The following is a 15,648-nucleotide window of genomic DNA, read 5'->3' as shown; positions in this document are numbered from 1 at the left end:
GAACCAGGGAGCGAACTTAGGTCGAACCGGTGTCTGACCAAAGGCGGCCGAGTATCGCCCTTTAGGTTGACGTGCCGTGCCGGGGCCAGCCGCTAGGTTCGTATCCATGCCGATCATCGCCACGCAGGGCCTGACGATGAGGTTCCCCCGGGTGACCGCCCTCGACGATCTCTCCGTGGCCGTCGAGCCCGGCGTCGTCGGGCTGGTCGGCGCCAACGGCGCCGGCAAGTCGACCCTCATCAAGATCCTGCTCGGGCTGCTGCCCCCGACCTCCGGTACCGCGACCGTGCTCGGCCTCGACATCGCGCGCGAGGGCCTGCGGATCCGGGAGAGCGTCGGGTTCATGCCCGAGTACGAGTGCCTGCCGCCGGACGTGTCCGCGACCGAGTTCGTCGTGCACATGGCCCGGATGTGCGGCCTGCCTCCGACCGCGGCCCGCGAACGCGCCGCCGACACGCTCCGGCACGTCGGCCTGTACGAGGAGCGCTACCGCCCCATCGGCGGCTACTCCACCGGGATGCGCCAGCGGGTGAAGCTCGCGCAGGCCCTCGTCCACGACCCGAAGCTCGTGTTCCTGGACGAGCCGACCAACGGCCTCGACCCGGCCGGGCGCGACGAGATGCTCGACCTGATCCGCCGCATCGGCGCCGAGTTCGGGATCAGCGTCCTGGTCACGTCCCACCTGCTGGGCGAGCTGGAGCGGGTCTGCGACCACGTCGTGATCATCGACGGCGGGACGCTGCTGCGCTCCCAGGCCGTCGAGGCGTACACGGCCGCCAGCGGCGTCCTCACCGTCGAGGTGGACGAGGGACGCGACGTGCTCGGACGCCATCTCCACGACCAGGGCGTGTCCGTGCGGCCGGAGGGCCGGTTCCTCGTCATCGACATCGCCGGCGAGACGACCTTCGACCTGATCCGCGACGGCGTCGCGGATCTGGGGCTGCGGCTGGTCCGGATGGAGCAGCGCCGCCACCACATCGAGGAGGTCTTCAGAGCGGATCCGGCGGCGCCGCAGGGGGCCGGAACCGTCCCGCAGGAGGCGAACCGATGAGCACGAGCACGATCCACGACATCGGCTACCGCCACTACGAGGGGCGCCGCAACGGCCGCGCCTACGTGCTGCGGTCCCTGTACGTCCACAACCTGCGCGCCGCCTTCGGCCTCGGCCGTCCCGCGCGGGCCAAGATCATGCCCTTCCTGCTGGCGGCCATCATGCTGCTGCCGGCCGCCGGGTCGGTCGCCGCGTTCGCGTTCACCGACCAGGAGGACGCGCTGATCCCCTACGCCGCCTACGCGAACATCATGCAGGTCATCGTGGCGATCTTCCTGGCCACGCAGGCGCCGGTGCTCGCCTCGCGGGAGGTGCGCTTCCACGTCATCCCGCTGTACTTCTCGCGGCCCGTCGGCCACCTCGACTTCGTCCTGGCGAAGTACGCCGCGCTGGCGACCGCGATGTTCGCCCTCATGGCGGTGCCCATCACCGTCCTGTACTTCGGCGGCCTGGTCTCCAAGGCGCCCGACCCGGGGCAGCAGCTCCTGGAGTACCTGGGCGGCCTGGTCGGCTGCGTGCTGTTCGCGCTCGTGCTCTCCGCGATCGGCATGGTGGTCGCGGCGTTCACCCCCCGGCGCGGCTTCGGCGTCGCCGCGGTCATCGCCGTCTACATGCTCAGCACCACGTTCGTCGGCGTCGTCCAGGGGGTCGCCCAGGAGCTGACCAACTTCACGCTGCAGGGCTGGATCGGGCTGGCCGCCCCGTTCAACCTGGTGGACATCGTCCAGGTCAGGCTGCTCGGCGCGGAGTCGTCCTCGCCCGGCATCGCGCCCGGCATCGCCGGAGGCGTGGTCGCGCTGGCCGTCTGCGTCGCCATCGTCCTCGGCTCGATCGCGGTTCTGTACCGCCGTTTCCGGAAGGCGGGTCTGTCATGAGCGAGCGGAACGAACCGGGGGGTGGCACGGTGCGCCCGAGCGAACTGGTCCTGGAGAACGTCTCCCGCTGGTACGGCAACGTCGTCGCCGTCAACGGCGTGTCGATGAAGGTCGGTCCGGGCGTCACCGGGCTCCTCGGCCCGAACGGCGCCGGCAAATCGACGATCATCCACATGATGGGCGGGTTCCTCGCGACGTCGTCCGGCAGCGTCACGCTGAACGGGGCGCCGATCTGGCAGAACCCCGGCGTCTACCGCAGCCTGGGCCTGGTCCCCGAGCGGGAGGCGGCCTACGACTTCCTCACCGGCGAGCAGTTCATCCTCGCGATGGCCAAGCTGCACAAGCTGCCCGACCCGTCCGCCGCCGCACGCCGCGCGATCGGCATGGTCGAGATGGACTACGCCAAGGACCGGCCGATCGGCAACTACTCCAAGGGCATGAAGCAGCGCATCAAGATGGCGTCCGCGCTCGTGCACGACCCGCCCGTCCTGCTGCTGGACGAGCCGTTCAACGGCATGGACCCGCGGCAGCGGCTCCAGCTCATGGACCTCATCCACCGGATGGCCGAAGAGGGCCGCACCATCCTGTTCTCCTCCCACATCCTGGAGGAGGTGGAGCGGCTCGCCAGCCACATCGAGGTGATCGTGGCGGGGCGGCACGCCGCGTCCGGCGACTTCCGCAAGATCCGCCGGCTGATGACCGACCGGCCGCACATCTTCCTCGTCCGCTCGTCCGACGACCGCAGCCTCGCCGCCGCCATCATCGCGGACGGCTCGGCCCGCAGCGTGCAGCTCACCGACAAGGGCCTGCAGATCGAGGCCGTCGACTTCCAGCGCTTCACCTGGCTGCTCCCGCAGGTCTCCCGCGACGCCGGCGTGCGCCTGTGGGAGGTCTCCCCGTCGGACGAGTCCCTCGAAAGCGTCTTCTCCTACCTGGTGGCACGATGAACCCGACAATCGCGATGATCACGTTCCGGGCGATGCTCGGGCGTAAACGCGCGCTGCTCCTTCTGGGGCTCCCGCTGCTCCTGGTGGTCCTCTCCTTGATCCTGCGGGCGACCGGCAACAACGATCTCGACCTCTCGTCGCACGTCCTGCACAACTTCGGTCTCGCGACGCTGCTGCCGCTCCTCGCGCTGATCGCCGGGACCGGCGTGATCGCCCCGGAGATCGACGACGGCCAGATCATGTACGTGCTGACCAAGCCGATCCCGCGCGAGGTGATCGTCGTGACCAAGCTGGTCGTCGCGATCATCCTGGTGACGATCTTCGCGGTCGTCCCGACCCTGCTGGCGGGCCTCGTGCTGGTCGGCACGACCGCGCAGGTGACGCCCGCGTTCACGATCGGCGTCCTGGCCGGCGGCGTCACCTACAGCGCGGTGTTCGTCGCCCTCGGTGTCCTGAGCCGCAACGCCGTCACGATCGGCCTGCTGTACGCGCTGGTCTGGGAGACCCTCCTCGGCAGCTTCGCGCCCGGCGCCAAGTCGGCGTCGATCCAGCAGTGGTCCCTGTCGCTCATCGACGCCCTCACCGAGGCGTCATCGGTCACGTCGACCGTCAACCTCCCCCTGGCGCTCACCCTGATGGCGCTCGTGGCCGTCGCGGCGACGCTCCTGGCCACCTTCCGCCTCCGCTCCCTCCCCGTGGCCAGCGCCGAGTAGCGCGGACTCGGGCTCGTCCCGCGGTGACAGGAAGGGGCCGAGGAGTCCCGGTGCGGCCTGGTCGGCGAAGCGCAGGCTCTTGCCGGCGTCGATGTCGGCGACGTGGTAGGCCCCCCACCCGGCCGCCGTCATGACCGTGACGGTCCTGAGCCCGAGCCTGCGTTGCAGGAGCGATTCCTTGACCGCGATGGTGCTGACGGCGGGACGCTGGAGCACCACCGTCGACCGGCTGACCAGACCGGAACGCGCGACGAGGTACCGGCCCACGATGGCGTGCCCGAGCGCGCGGTAGGCGACGACGGCGGCGATGAGGGCGACCGGCCACAGCACGGCCACCGCCCAGATCGCGGCCGCCGGGACGACGTCCGTCACGGCGAGCCACACCAGGAGGAACGCGGCGGCGGCCGTGACGGCGGTCGCCCACCACAGGCGCCGGCGCAGTGCGGCGCGCGGATGGCCCGCCAGCTCCGCCTCCAGGGGGTTCGGGTCGGCGCCGAGGGCCTCCCCGGCCACCCGGCGGGCGGCGGCGAGCGGCCCGCGCGGCAGGATCGCGGCCGGCTGCGACATCGACCACAGGCTGAGCCCGGTCGTGATCACGCTGGTGTCGGTGACGCCCAGCCAGCGCCAGAGGAGGGGTTCGGAGATGTTCACTCCCCGCATCCGGCCGTCGTCGCGGTTGACGACCCGCGTGGTGAACAGCCCTTGCCGGGTCCGCAGCAGCGTGCCCTTCTCGCCGGGGACGCGGGCGAGTTCGAAGCCCCAGTACTCCACGAAGTAGTTGACGCCGAGGCCGGCGGCCCCGAACGCGCCCACGGCCAGGACCGCGATGGCGGCGACCCACACCCAGCCGAAGTCGTTCTCCTCGATCAGTTCGGCGACGAAGCCGCCGACGTCGACTCCGAAGCCGCTGAGCAGCCAGTAGGCCCCCCAGCCGACGCCGATGGCGAAGACGTAGGCCCAGACGCCGAACATGTTGTAGATGAACCAGCGGGGTTGGAAGCGCGCGTACACCTCGGCCTGCTCGTCCGTGGGCGCGGCCGTCTCGCTCTCCGGCTCCGCGGTCTCCCGTGGTTCCGGAACCGCGTGACCGAGCAGCAGTTGGTGCAGCGCCTCGGCTCCCGTGACGGAGACCGCGTCCAGCGCCAGGGCGGACTCTCCCGCCGAGCTCTGCTGACCGGCTCCGATCTTCACCACGCGCAGCCCGGCGAACCGGTGCCGCAGCCGGGCCTCGACGTCGACGCTGCGGATGCGGTCGCGCTGGATCGACCGGTGGGCACGGACCATCACCCCGGTCTTCAGCTCCACGTGGGACGGCGTGATCCGGTAGCGGGTGAAGGTCCAGCGGACGGCGTCCCCCGCCGCGCCGATCACGCCGAAGGCGGCCACGCCGATCAGCGGCCACAGCTGGCCCGCTCCGGGATCGACGCCGAACAGCCAGATCGCCGCCACGGCCGGCAGCAGCGACAGGACGCTGCGGGCGAGGTCGACCCAGATCACCCTCGGATGCAGCCGCTGCCACTCGCTCATGTGGCGTCACCGGGCGTGTCCTGCGTGATCGCGGCCAGCCGTTCGGCGACCTCGGCGGCGACCCCCTTGTTCAGCCCCACGATGTTCACGGCACCCTGCGACGAGGCGGTGGTGACCCGCAGCGTCGACAGCCCGAGGAGCTGCTCGGCCGGGCCCTGGATCGCGTCGACCGTCTGCACGCGGGAGATCGGCGTGACCCTCCACTCCCGCACGAGCCAGCCGGTCAGCGCGTAGACGGCGTCGTCGGTGACCTCCCAGCGGTGCACCCGGTAGCGCCAGAGCGGCTCGACGACCGACGCGGTGAGCTGGACCAGCGTGGCCCCGGCGACGGCCACGACCAGCCAGGGACGCGCCGACTCCCAGAGCACGAAGGCGACGATCGACGCGACGAGGACCGGTCCGGGGAACGCGAGCGACTGCAGTATCCACCAGCCGATGGCACGCCGCTCGATCGTGTGCCTGGGCGGCCGCAGCGTCATCGGTGGTTCCATCAAGGCGCTCCCTGGATCGCGTGGTCGATGAAATCGAGCAGGGCGGCGGTCTGCTTCGGCAGGTCGACGGCGTCGTCCACGAGCCAGGAGCCCAGCACCCCGTCGGCGCACCGCAGGATGATGTTCGCGACGGTCCGCGGGGCGAAGTCCCGGAACTCTCCGTCGCGCTGGCCCCACGCGAGGATCTCGGTGAGCCCGTCCACCTCCTCGGCCATCCCTTCGGCGAAGACCAGCGAACCGTCCGGGTTCCGGTGGTTCATCACGACCTCGTTCATGGCGAGGAACTCCGTCCGGTGCGCGCCGAAGAACTCCGTCTGGGCCTCGATCCACGCGTGGACCGCGCCGGTGGCGGTGCTCTCCGTCCGGATCCGCGCCTCCATGTGCTGCCAGACCCGCTCGAAGAACTCCGACACCACCAGCCGCAGGATCTCCTCCTTGCCGCTGAAGTGGTACGAGATCACGCTCTTGCTGATGCCGGCCTTCTGCGCGATCCGGGCCAGCGACGTGCCGGCATACCCCGCCTCGCCCACCACCAGGACGGCCGCCTCAAGGATCTGCCGGCGCCGCGCCTCCTCGATGAACGACCGCCGGGATCGGCCAGCCGGACTGTTTTCAGACGCCATGGCCTGATTGTAGGCCGGTCGGCCTGATCTGTCGCCTGGGCGGTGCCGGGTCAGCGGAGCGGAGGCAGGAGCCCGCGGTCCATGGCGACGACGACGGCGTGCGTGCGGTCGCTGACGTCGAGCTTCGCGAAGACACGGAGAAGGTGTGTCTTGACCGTCGCCTCCGCGATGACGAGGCGGCGGCCGATCTCGGCGTTCGACAGACCGTCGGCGACCGCCCGCAGGACGTCCACCTCGCGGGCGGTCAGCGCGACCGGCTCGGGACGCCGCATCCGGGCGACGAGCCTCTCCGCGACCCGGGGCGCGAGGACGGTCTCGCCGCGGGCGGCGGAGTGGACGGCCTCGACGAGCTGGTCGCGGGTGGTGTCCTTGAGCAGGTAGCCGATGGCGCCGGCCTCGATCGCCCGCTCGATGTCGGCGTCGGTGTCGTAGGTGGTGAGGATGAGGACGCGGGTCCCGGCCGGGCCGGCGGCGATCTCGGCGGTGGCGGCGGCGCCGTCCAGCACGGGCATCCGCAGGTCGAGCAGCGCCACGTCGGGCCGCAGCCGTTCGGCGAGCCGCACGGCCTCGCGGCCGTCGCCCGCCTCGCCGACGATCTCGATGGTGGGTTCGGAGGCCAGCAGCGCGACGAGTCCCGCGCGCATGACCGTGTGGTCGTCCACCAGGATGATCCTGAGCCGGTCGCCTGTCATGTCATCCCTTCGTGGGAATCCTGGCGAGGACGCGGGTGCCGTCGCCGGGGGAACTCGTCACGGTGAGCTCGCCGCCGAGTTCGGCCAGGCGCCGGCGCATGCCGTTCAGGCCGAAGCCGAGGGAGTCTCCGACCGTGAATCCCCGGCCGTCGTCGGTGATCTCCAGCTCGATGCCGTGCGGGTGCTCTTCGAGGACGACGCCGACCGCGGACGCGGCGGCGTGCCTGCGGATGTTGGCGAGGGACTCCTGGGTACAGCGCAGCAGCGCGATCCGGGTCGTCCGGTCGCATTCGACGTCCGGAAGGTCGGCGTCGACGTCGAGCCCCGTGTCCTCGGTGAAGCGGTCGAGGGTGCGGCGCAGCGTCCGCGCCACCGACGCCGGGCCGGTGCCCTGCGCGGCCGCGCCCGCCCCGGCCTGCGTCGCCGACTCCACCAGGACGCGCGCCTCGGCGAGGTTCTCCCGCGCCGTCCGCTCGATCGACGTGAGCTGCCGGGCGCTCCGGCCGGGGTCGCTCCCGATGCCGTCGCGCGCCGCCTCCGCCAGGACGACGATGGACGCGAACCCCTGCGCGAGCGTGTCGTGGATCTCCCGGGCGAGCCGTTCGCGCTCTTCGGCGGCCCCCTGGCGGCGCTGCGCGTCGGCGAGGTGCCGCCGGGTGCGCTCCAGGTCCGCGGCGAGGAGTCGGGCACGGTCGTCGCGGCTCCCGACGACCCGGTGCATCCACAGCCCGAGCAGCACCCCGGCCGCGTACCCGATGAGGGTCGCGACCGAGTTGCCGGTGAGGACCTCCCCGTCCGGGGCCGACCTGGCGGCATTGCCGGCGACCGTGGCCGCGGCGGCGGCGCCGCTGAGGGCGACCGCGCGCCGCGGGCCTCCCGCGAGGACCCAGAAGTGCGGGAGCGACACGATGAACAGGGACGCGGCCCCGTCCATCAGGTAGGAGACGCCACCGACGCCGCCGATGAGCACGCCAAGGAAGATGTACCGGCGGACCGCCGGGTTCCCGGGGAACATTCCCGTGATCAGATAGCCGAGCGCGAGCAGGGACAGCAGCGCCAGCGTCGAGGACCGGGTCGAGTCCGGCTGATCCCATACGCCCATGGCGGGCGGGATCAGTCCCAGGAGCACCCAGAAGGTGGCGTACCAGCGGCGGAGCGCCCGGATGTGGAGCCGTTCGTCGGACTGCCGCTGCCCCTGCTCCATCAGATGTGCGCGGAGGGGACCCTCGTCTTCAGGTAAGGGGTGAGTCCGCGCTCCCTCCCCTCACAGAGTGGTAGCGTTTTGGTTGTGATCAGAGGTGCGCCGCGCGAGTCGTTGAACCTCCGCGTCCCGCCCGCGCTGAAACGTCGGATCGAGGAGTACGCCGAACGGGCGGGAATCTCGATCAACGCGGCCGCGTGTCTGCTGCTGGACGGCGGTCTGCAAGCCGAGGAACGGCGGCGGTCGAAGTGAGGCGCGCGTTCAAGTTCCTGCTGCGCCCGACAGCCCGCCAGCAACAAGCCCTTTCGGAGATGCTCCGGGACCACTGCTCGCTGTACAACGCCGCGCTCCAGGAACGCCGGGACGCCTTCGCCCACCCGTCCATGACCAGGGTCCGGTACGGCGATCAGTCGGCGCAGCTCAAGGACATCCGCGCGTTCGATCCCGAACGTCAAGGCCGCTGGTCCTTCTCCTCGCAGCAGGCGACGCTGCGCCGGTTGAACAACGCGTTCGAAGCGTTCTTCCGCCGCGTCAAGGTCGGGCAGACGCCGGGCTATCCCCGCTTCAAGGGCGCCGGTCACTTCGACACGGTCACCTTTCCCAAGGACGGCGACGGCTGCCGTTGGGACTCCACCCCCACCGACACCCAGACCCGCGTCCGGCTGCAAGGCGTCGGGCACGTCCGCGTCCACCGGCACCGACCTGTCAGGGGCCGGGTGAAAACGATCAGCATCAAGCGGGAGGGCCGCCGCTGGTTCGTGATCCTGGCCTGCGAGGCGGTACCCGCTGACCCACTGCCCGCCACCGGCGCCCAGGTGGGCATCGACATGGGCGTCACGCATCTGCTGACGACCTCCGACGGCGAACACGTCCTTAACCCGCGTTTCGCTGAGACCACGGCCGAGGAACTGGCCGAGGCCCAGCGGCACCTGGCGACGTTCCCCAAGCGCACCCGGCAGCGCACCAAACGGCACCGCGCCGCCGCCCGGAAAGTCGCCCAGCTGTACGCCAAGGTGCGGCGCACACGGCTCGACCTCCACCACAAGACCGCCCGCGCGCTGATCCGCGACTACGACGTGATTGCGCACGAACGGCTGAACACGGCGGGCATGACCAAGAGCCCCGCGCCCAGGCCCGACCCCGAGCAGACCGGCGCGTTCCTTCCGAACGGTGCCGCCGCCAAGGCCGGGCTGAACCGAAGCATCCTCGACGCGGGTTGGGGGGAGTTCCTCGCAATCCTGGCGAACAAGGCTGAAAGTGCCGGTCGCCTGGTCATCCCGGTCGATCCCCGCAACACCTCCCGCACGTGCCCGCCCAGCCTCGGAGGCTGCGGGCACATCGCGAAGGACAACCGCCTCACCCAAGCCAAGTTCGAGTGCGTCAAATGCGGCCTGGTAGAGAACGCCGACCGCGTAGGCGCGCTGAATGTTCTGCACAGGGCCGGGCTGGCCCTCTGCGACGCTGCTTAGCCAGCGACGCAGGAAGCCCGCGACTTCAGTCGTGGGTGGAGTCACGCCGGTCAGCCTACTTTCTCCACCAGGGGCACCTCGGCGGTCGCGGTGCCCTGCCTCCGGCGTGACGGCCACCAGCTCCGCTCGCCGAGGAGCAGCATCAGCGACGGCAGGATCACGATCCGGATGACGACGGCGTCCAGCAGGACGGCCGTGGCCAGGGCGAAGCCCATCTGCTTCATCTCCATGATGTGGAGCGCGACGAAGCTGCCGAACACCGTCACCATCACGAACGCGGCGCTGGTCACCACCCCCGCCGAGCTGCCGATGCCGCCGAGCACGGCTTCGCGGGTCGAGGCGCCCCGCAGGACGGCCTCCCTGATCCGGCTGATCACGAAGACCTGGTAGTCCATCGACAGGCCGAACAGGATCACCAGCAGGAACAGCGGCACCCGGGAGCCGATCGAGCCGGTGGAGGTGAAGTCGAGCAGGCCCTCCGCCCACGTCCCCTGGAACACCAGCGTCAGCAGCCCGAGGGACGCGCCCGCCGACAGCACGTTCAGCACGACGCCGACCGCGCCGAGGGCCACGGACCGGAACGCCCACACCGTCATCGCGAACGTCGCCAGCAGCAGCGCCCCGATGATCATCGGCAGCTTCGACCTCTGGTGCTCGGGGTAGTCGGCGTAGCGGGCGACGTCCCCGGTCACCGCGGTCTCCGCGGCCAGCTTCCCGACGGTCGCCGGGACGTGCTCGTCGCGGATCGTCCGGAGGGACGACTGCGCCTCGTCCGTGCTCACGTAGTGCGGCACGGCGAGTTCGAGGAGGCTGACGCGGCCGTCCGGTGAGGTGCGCAGGTGCGCGGTGCCGGCGAGCCTGGGGTCGTTTTCGGCGCGCCGGGCGAGGTCGCGGAGGGCGCCGGTCACCCGGTCCGCCTGACCGGGGTCGGCGCGGACGACGACCTGGTGCATCGACTTCAGCTCTGGGAACGCCGCGGTCAGCCGGTCATAGGTCCGCATCGCCGGGATCTCGCGCGGGTGGGTCTCCTTCCCCATGTCGGTCAGGTTCAGGTTCAGCAGCGGAGCGGCCAGCGCCAGCATGACCAGGACCCCGGCGACCAGCGTGACGGCGGGACGCCGGCCGACGGGCCGCAGCATCGCCCTGGTGACCCGGCCGCCGTCCCTCGACCTCGCGGCCCGGACGGCCTTGCCGCGCCGCCCGCGGCGTTCGGCGCGCCGCTCCGCCCACTGGCCGAGCTTGGCCAGCAGACCGGGCAGGACGGTCATCGAGCTGACGACGGCGACCAGCGTCACGAGGATCGCGCCGGTGGCGATCGAGGAGAAGATGACGTCGTCGGCGAGGAAGAGCGTGGCGCTGGAGACGGCGACCGCGAGCCCGGACACGACCACGGCCCGTCCGGACGTTGCGGCGGCCAGCTCCACCACGGCCTGCGGCGAGAGCCGTCCGTCCGACCGGGCCCGTTCCTCCCGTTCGCGCTTGAGGTAGAACAGGGTGTAGTCGACGCCGACCGCCATCCCGATCAGCAGGATCATGCTCGTGCCGACGCCGGCGTCGGGGAACACGTGCGAGGCCGCCATCGACAGCCCGACCGCCGCCGCGATCGAGGACAGCGCCAGCAGCAGCGGCACGACCGCCAGCGAGACCGACCCGAACACGACCAGCAGCGTGATCAGCGTGACCGGCAGCGCGACCATCTCGGTCCGCGACAGGTCCTCGCCGCGCAGCTTCTCGACCCCCTTGCTGATGGACGGGCTCCCGGTCTCCTCGACCCGGACCCCGGGGTGGGCCGCCTGGACCGCGGCCGTCTGCGCGATCAGCGGCTCGACGTGCTTCCTGCCTTCGAGTTCGGGTCCCTTCAGGGTCACATCGACGCGGACGGCGGTCCCGTCGGCCGAGGCCACCGGAGCGGCCACCGACGCGACCTCGGGCAGCCGCTTCATCCGCGCGGCGGCGTCCCGGGCGGCCTCCTCGGCCGCCGCCCGGTCCAGCTCGCCGCCGTCGGGCTTCGCGGTGATCAGCACACGCTCCACGGGCTTCTGCTGCAGCCCGCCCTCGGCGGCCATCGCCTCCGCCCGTCCGGCCTCGCCGATCCGGAAGTCCGCGGACGTCGCGGCGTTCCCGCCGACCGAGATCCCGATGCCGAGGCACAGCGCCACGAACAGGAACCACCCGGCGATCGCCCGCCAGGGATGCCCGGCGCTCCACCGGGCCATGCGTACAGGGAGGTTCGTCATACCGTAAAGGCTGGTCGCAGGCGCCCTTCCCGCATGAGCCCCGACCGGCTGAACCTTCCGTCCACCGATCGGTGGACCCCCGGGCCCGGACTGTGAGGGTCTGCCATATCCCCGGGGTGCGGCCCGTGTTAGAACGGGCCCTGGGGGATCTTCGATCGTCCAACCAGGGAGTGTGTGCCATGCCAGTCTCGCGGTCGGTGTCGCGCCGTCAGGTCCTGGCCGGGACGGGTGCGGTCGGGGCGGGGATCGCCTTCTCCGGCGCCGTCGAGGAGCTGTTCGCCGGTGAGGCGGCCGCCGCTCCGGTCGGTGTCGGCGAGGGGTACGGGCCGCTGGTGCCCGACCCCGAGGGGCTTCTGGATCTGCCGCGCGGGTTCCGGTACACGGTCCTGTCCCGCGAGGGCGAGCCGATGGGCTCGGGGGAGGGGGCGGTGCCGAGCAACTTCGACGGCATGGCCGCCTTTCCCGTGAGGGGGCGCACCTGGCTCGTCCGCAACCACGAGAACCGCCCGGACGCCGAGCACGGCGTGCCGGCGGTCGAGGAGGTCACCTACGACCCCGGGGCGCTGGGCGGCTGCACCGCGCTGGAGGTGGGGCACGGCGGGCGGGTGCACACCGAACGGGTGGCGATCGCCGGCACGGCGGTGAACTGCGCGGGCGGCCCCACCCCGTGGCGTACCTGGCTGACCTGCGAGGAGAACGAGGACAAGGCGGGCACCGGCGACTTCACCAAGGACCACGGGTTCGTCTTCGAGGTCGACCCGTACCGGCAGGGGCGCACCGTCCCCGAGCCGCTGACCGCGATGGGGCGGTTCCAGCACGAGGCGATCGCCGTCGACCCCCGCGACGGGACCGTGTACGAGACCGAGGACGCGTTCGAGAAGCCGTTCGGGCTGTTCTACCGGTTCCTGCCGGAGAAGCCGCGCGGCGGGTTCGGGAGCCTGCGGGCCGGCGGACGGCTTGAGGCCATGCGCGTCCCGGACGTCGCCGACCTGTCGGCCGTGCGGGAGCCGGGCACCGTCATCCACGGCATCGAGTGGGTCCGGGTCCCCGACCCGCTCGCGAAGGAGACCGCGATCCGGTTCCAGGACTTCGGGCGCGGCGGCATCACGCACGCGCAGAAGCTGGAGGGCTGCTACTGGGGCGGCGACCGCGTCTACTTCGTGACGAGCTTCGCGAAGAAGGACGAGGGATCGGAGGCCGACCACTACGGGCAGGTCTGGTCGTACGAGCCGGGCTGCCGGCGGCTGACCCTGGTGATCGTGTTCGGCCCGGACACCGACGTGCAGAAGCCGGGCGAGTCGCCCGACAACATCTGCCTGGCGCCGCACGGCGGGCTGATGGTGTGCGAGGACGGCGGCGGCGCGCAGCACGTGTACGGCGTGACCCGCCGCCGCGAGGTGTACCCGCTGGCGCGGAACCGGCAGAACATCGGCACCGAGGACGAGCCCGAGTGGGGCGAGTTCGCGGGCGTCACGTTCTCCCCGCGCGGCCGCACGACGATGTACGTCAACGTCTACGACCCGGGCACCACCTTCGCGATCACCGGCCCCTGGCGCCGCCGCTAGAGCCTGCTCGTTGACTTGCGGTGAATGCGTGGTCTCGTCACTGTATGGCTTTGACCTGCGGTGATGAGGCTACGCGTCCGTCGTGCCGGGGGTTTGGCCCGTGGGTAGCCCGTGGCCGCCCGTGTCGTTGCCGGAGGGCTCAGAGCCGTTGAGAGCAGCGTCGATGAGCCGGTTTGCCTCAGCTTCCATGCCCGCGAACCAGTGCGCGTATGTGGACAGCAGGACTGTCAGGGAGTGTCCCAGGCGCCGCGCCACCTCGGTTGCGGGAACGCCGGAGTTGAGGAGCAGGGACGCGCAGCCGTGCCGCAGGTCATAGGGCCGCTTGGCCAGACCCGCCCCGAGTTCTGTCTCAGTGAGCGCGGCAGTACGGGCGCGGCGCCAGAGTTGGCCGTACATGGTGTTGGTGATCGGTGCGTAGTGGGCGCCGTCGGAGGAGTCGAAGAAGACCCGCCCGTCCGGCGCCGTCCCGAACCGGTCGAGGTGCGCCCTCAGGAGCGCGACCAGGACCGGAGGGAGAGGGACGATGCGCACCTCACCGGAGGAACGGTGCTTGAGGGAGCGCCGGTCGTATTGGTCGCCGTCATCGGTCCCGGGCTACCCGCGCACGCGTCGGCGTGGGCCTACAGCTCCAGCGGCCGAGAACTGGCCGAGATCATCGCGTCCGTCACCTGACCCGGAGGTAGCCGTGTCCACCCCCGAGCCCCTGGCAGACGACCAGATCGCCGAGCACCTCGCCGCCCTGCCCGGATGGGAGCGCGACGGCGACGCGATCACGCGGACGTTCAAGCACTCGTACCACGAGACCGTCCACCTCGCGATGTATGTGGCGGCCAAGGCCCGCGAGGTCGGGCACCACCCGGACATCCACATCACGTGGCAGCGCATCCGCTTCGCCATCACCACGCACGACGCAGGCCACCGGATCACGGAAGCCGATTTCGCGTTGGCCCGCCATATCGATGCGATCGCGGTGGGACACGGAGCCGAGCCGGTCTAGCCACGCGATGGGCGGGACCTGCTGTGTGAGGATTTTCCCTACATAGGTCAAGGCGCGCGGCCCATCGCCGCGCGCCTTCGCACATGATGAGCCGATGCACTCCGGTGCGGGATCGACTTGGGCGACGCTCACTGGACGGATCAGATCCGGCGGATCGAGATCCTCACCGGACGTGCGGAGGGGCACGAGACCGAGCGGGGCCCCTACCCCACTCGGCTCGTGCCCACCGACGCCGTGACGCCCTCCCACCGGCCTCACCACCACGCACACCCTCCGCAACTGGACGATTCCTAACGGTGAGCAATGCAAAAGTCCCGCGATCGGCAGCCGTGCTTGCATCCCCGATCAGCCTCAGCCCCGCACGCAGGCACGGCCGTCAACTGCTTTGCACCATGCAGGGGGATCAGTCGCGGCTCGAACTCCGGTTGCCCACGTTGCACCTCCACGGACTCTCATCTATGAAGGCACGACGACAAACCGAGCAACAAGGTCGACATAAAGCCGACCGAGGGGACAAATCATGACGAACGACGAACTGCTTCAGGCGCGCTACGCCTTCCTTCTCGACCAGGTCGAGGCTGGTATGGAAGAACTCTTCGGGCCTGACTGGGACGACGGCTCGGACGACCGGGACGACGACCTTCGCAACCGGGACGACCTTCGCAACCGGGACGACCTTCACAACCAGGACGACCTTTACGACTGTGACGACGACGGGTACGACATGGACCTCCTGTACGAGTGCGAATGGCCGGACCCGTTTGTCTCCGACCTTCAAGGGAAGATCCAAGCCGGAGAGCTGACCCGCGGCCAGGCGATCTCCGCGCTGGTCTCGCGTTACAACCAGCTCACAAGAAAAGCTGCGGCCGCCATGCTCGACCTCTGGTTACCAACCACCTTCCTCGAACATGTGCCGAGAGAAGGTTTACATCACGGTTAGCCATATCGGCGAACCGCCAAGTAGCCCCCCGCAAGCGCGGGGGCTACTTTTTACTGCCCGGGAAACGCTCCTCTCGACTCGTGTATCCCCGGGTTGAGAAGACCCATGAAACACCCCGTTCGCCGTACCCCCGGGCCATGCCCCGTGATACCGCCCGGGCCAGTCGCCAAGCGACAGGCAGAGCCTCGGCACATGCTCAACGCCCCGGCTGCTAGCCAATCACGACGGACAGACCCGCAGCTCAGGCACCGTCAAACTCGCACCTGGCATACGACGCCCGGGGCCCCGCTCAACGCCCCAGCAGGCGCACAAGGTTCGGC

Annotated in this window: 16 protein-coding genes and 1 pseudogene; 10 read left to right on the top strand and 7 right to left on the bottom strand. The window is 70.7% G+C overall.

Annotated features, from left to right (window positions below; all coding sequences use genetic code 11):
* Positions 1–106: 106 nt before the first annotated feature.
* The 4 genes from E1281_RS25790 to E1281_RS42100 are packed head-to-tail and all read left to right on the top strand — an operon-like array spanning position 107 to position 3,586.
* Entirely contained in the window at positions 107–1,051 is a 945-nt protein-coding gene (locus E1281_RS25790; protein WP_131882257.1) for an ABC transporter ATP-binding protein, read from the top strand.
* Positions 1,048–1,926 (top strand): ABC transporter permease, encoded by an 879-nt coding sequence (locus E1281_RS25785; protein ID WP_131882256.1) that lies wholly within the window; start codon positions 1,048–1,050, stop codon positions 1,924–1,926. Before E1281_RS25790 ends, E1281_RS25785 begins: the two co-directional genes overlap by 4 nt.
* The gene (locus E1281_RS25780; protein WP_131882255.1) at positions 1,923–2,873 is read left to right on the top strand and encodes an ABC transporter ATP-binding protein; all 951 of its coding nucleotides are present in this window, start codon (positions 1,923–1,925) and stop codon (positions 2,871–2,873) included. The genes E1281_RS25785 and E1281_RS25780 overlap by 4 nt, the downstream gene beginning before the upstream one ends.
* Complete coding sequence (locus E1281_RS42100) at positions 2,870–3,586, top strand: ABC transporter permease (RefSeq protein WP_131882254.1); 717 nt, start codon at positions 2,870–2,872, stop codon at positions 3,584–3,586. Before E1281_RS25780 ends, E1281_RS42100 begins: the two co-directional genes overlap by 4 nt.
* A 78-nt stretch (positions 3,587–3,664) precedes the next feature.
* Here the strand turns inward: E1281_RS42100 and E1281_RS25770 are convergent.
* The 5 genes and pseudogenes from E1281_RS25770 to E1281_RS25750 form a co-directional block, all read right to left on the bottom strand.
* Positions 3,665–5,113 (bottom strand): annotated as a pseudogene (locus E1281_RS25770) (PH domain-containing protein); the annotation flags it as partial.
* Positions 5,110–5,604: a PH domain-containing protein gene (locus E1281_RS25765; protein ID WP_131882252.1), complete on the bottom strand. Its 495-nt coding sequence runs from the start codon at positions 5,602–5,604 to the stop codon at positions 5,110–5,112. The pseudogene E1281_RS25770 and the gene E1281_RS25765, both read right to left, overlap by 4 nt.
* On the bottom strand, positions 5,604–6,227 hold the full coding sequence (locus E1281_RS25760) for a TetR/AcrR family transcriptional regulator (protein ID WP_131882251.1): 624 nt from the start codon (positions 6,225–6,227) through the stop codon (positions 5,604–5,606). The genes E1281_RS25765 and E1281_RS25760 overlap by 1 nt, the downstream gene beginning before the upstream one ends.
* A 50-nt stretch (positions 6,228–6,277) precedes the next feature.
* On the bottom strand, positions 6,278–6,919 hold the full coding sequence (locus E1281_RS25755) for a response regulator transcription factor (protein ID WP_131882250.1): 642 nt from the start codon (positions 6,917–6,919) through the stop codon (positions 6,278–6,280).
* 1 nt (position 6,920) lies between these two features.
* Positions 6,921–8,123, bottom strand: coding sequence for a sensor histidine kinase (locus E1281_RS25750; protein WP_131882249.1), 1,203 nt, complete (start codon positions 8,121–8,123; stop codon positions 6,921–6,923).
* Between the two features lie 84 nt (positions 8,124–8,207).
* Here E1281_RS25750 and E1281_RS25745 point away from each other — a divergent pair, with 84 nt between their 5' ends.
* Positions 8,208–8,372: a toxin-antitoxin system HicB family antitoxin gene (locus E1281_RS25745; RefSeq protein WP_165959102.1), complete on the top strand. Its 165-nt coding sequence runs from the start codon at positions 8,208–8,210 to the stop codon at positions 8,370–8,372.
* The gene (locus E1281_RS25740; RefSeq protein ID WP_207943484.1) at positions 8,318–9,589 is read left to right on the top strand and encodes an RNA-guided endonuclease TnpB family protein; all 1,272 of its coding nucleotides are present in this window, start codon (positions 8,318–8,320) and stop codon (positions 9,587–9,589) included. The genes E1281_RS25745 and E1281_RS25740 overlap by 55 nt, the downstream gene beginning before the upstream one ends.
* Before the next feature lie 50 nt (positions 9,590–9,639).
* Here the strand turns inward: E1281_RS25740 and E1281_RS25735 are convergent, their stop codons facing one another.
* A complete protein-coding gene (locus E1281_RS25735) occupies positions 9,640–11,826 on the bottom strand; it encodes an MMPL family transporter (RefSeq protein ID WP_131882246.1) in 2,187 nt (728 codons plus the stop codon).
* A gap of 179 nt (positions 11,827–12,005) precedes the next feature.
* Here E1281_RS25735 and E1281_RS25730 point away from each other — a divergent pair, with 179 nt between their 5' ends.
* On the top strand, positions 12,006–13,391 hold the full coding sequence (locus E1281_RS25730; protein WP_131882245.1) for an alkaline phosphatase PhoX: 1,386 nt from the start codon (positions 12,006–12,008) through the stop codon (positions 13,389–13,391).
* A 69-nt stretch (positions 13,392–13,460) separates the two neighbouring features.
* Here the strand turns inward: E1281_RS25730 and E1281_RS25725 are convergent, their stop codons facing one another.
* On the bottom strand, positions 13,461–13,922 hold the full coding sequence (locus E1281_RS25725) for a tyrosine-type recombinase/integrase (RefSeq protein WP_131882244.1): 462 nt from the start codon (positions 13,920–13,922) through the stop codon (positions 13,461–13,463).
* Positions 13,923–13,937: 15 nt separating this feature from the next.
* Between E1281_RS25725 and E1281_RS42675 the strand changes: the two genes are divergently transcribed.
* The 3 genes from E1281_RS42675 (at position 13,938) to E1281_RS25715 (ending at position 15,328) form a co-directional block, all read left to right on the top strand.
* The gene (locus E1281_RS42675; protein WP_279433652.1) at positions 13,938–14,063 is read left to right on the top strand and encodes a hypothetical protein; all 126 of its coding nucleotides are present in this window, start codon (positions 13,938–13,940) and stop codon (positions 14,061–14,063) included.
* Between the two features lie 13 nt (positions 14,064–14,076).
* Complete coding sequence (locus E1281_RS25720) at positions 14,077–14,388, top strand: 4a-hydroxytetrahydrobiopterin dehydratase (RefSeq protein ID WP_243717400.1); 312 nt, start codon at positions 14,077–14,079, stop codon at positions 14,386–14,388.
* Positions 14,389–14,908: 520 nt separating this feature from the next.
* A complete protein-coding gene (locus E1281_RS25715) occupies positions 14,909–15,328 on the top strand; it encodes a hypothetical protein (RefSeq protein WP_131882242.1) in 420 nt (139 codons plus the stop codon).
* Positions 15,329–15,648 lie beyond the last annotated feature (320 nt).

It is taken from the genome of Actinomadura sp. KC345, from assembly GCF_004348515.1.
Lineage (GTDB): Bacteria > Actinomycetota > Actinomycetes > Streptosporangiales > Streptosporangiaceae > Spirillospora.
The sequence above is the reverse complement of the archived record's forward strand: the minus strand, read 5'-3'. Positions and strand labels throughout refer to the sequence as shown.

Excerpts from the sequence above, each read along its gene's own strand:
- E1281_RS25790 (WP_131882257.1), top strand. The coding sequence starts at position 107 with ATGCCGATCATCGCCACGCAGGGCCTGACGATGAGGTTCCCCCGGGTG.
- E1281_RS25785 (WP_131882256.1), top strand. The coding sequence starts at position 1,048 with ATGAGCACGAGCACGATCCACGACATCGGCTACCGCCACTACGAGGGG.
- E1281_RS25780 (WP_131882255.1), top strand. The coding sequence starts at position 1,923 with ATGAGCGAGCGGAACGAACCGGGGGGTGGCACGGTGCGCCCGAGCGAA.
- E1281_RS42100 (WP_131882254.1), top strand. The coding sequence starts at position 2,870 with ATGAACCCGACAATCGCGATGATCACGTTCCGGGCGATGCTCGGGCGT.
- E1281_RS25765 (WP_131882252.1), bottom strand. The coding sequence starts at position 5,604 with ATGGAACCACCGATGACGCTGCGGCCGCCCAGGCACACGATCGAGCGG.
- E1281_RS25760 (WP_131882251.1), bottom strand. The coding sequence starts at position 6,227 with ATGGCGTCTGAAAACAGTCCGGCTGGCCGATCCCGGCGGTCGTTCATC.
- E1281_RS25755 (WP_131882250.1), bottom strand. The coding sequence starts at position 6,919 with ATGACAGGCGACCGGCTCAGGATCATCCTGGTGGACGACCACACGGTC.
- E1281_RS25750 (WP_131882249.1), bottom strand. The coding sequence starts at position 8,123 with ATGGAGCAGGGGCAGCGGCAGTCCGACGAACGGCTCCACATCCGGGCG.
- E1281_RS25735 (WP_131882246.1), bottom strand. The coding sequence starts at position 11,826 with ATGACGAACCTCCCTGTACGCATGGCCCGGTGGAGCGCCGGGCATCCC.
- E1281_RS25730 (WP_131882245.1), top strand. The coding sequence starts at position 12,006 with ATGCCAGTCTCGCGGTCGGTGTCGCGCCGTCAGGTCCTGGCCGGGACG.
- E1281_RS25715 (WP_131882242.1), top strand. The coding sequence starts at position 14,909 with ATGACGAACGACGAACTGCTTCAGGCGCGCTACGCCTTCCTTCTCGAC.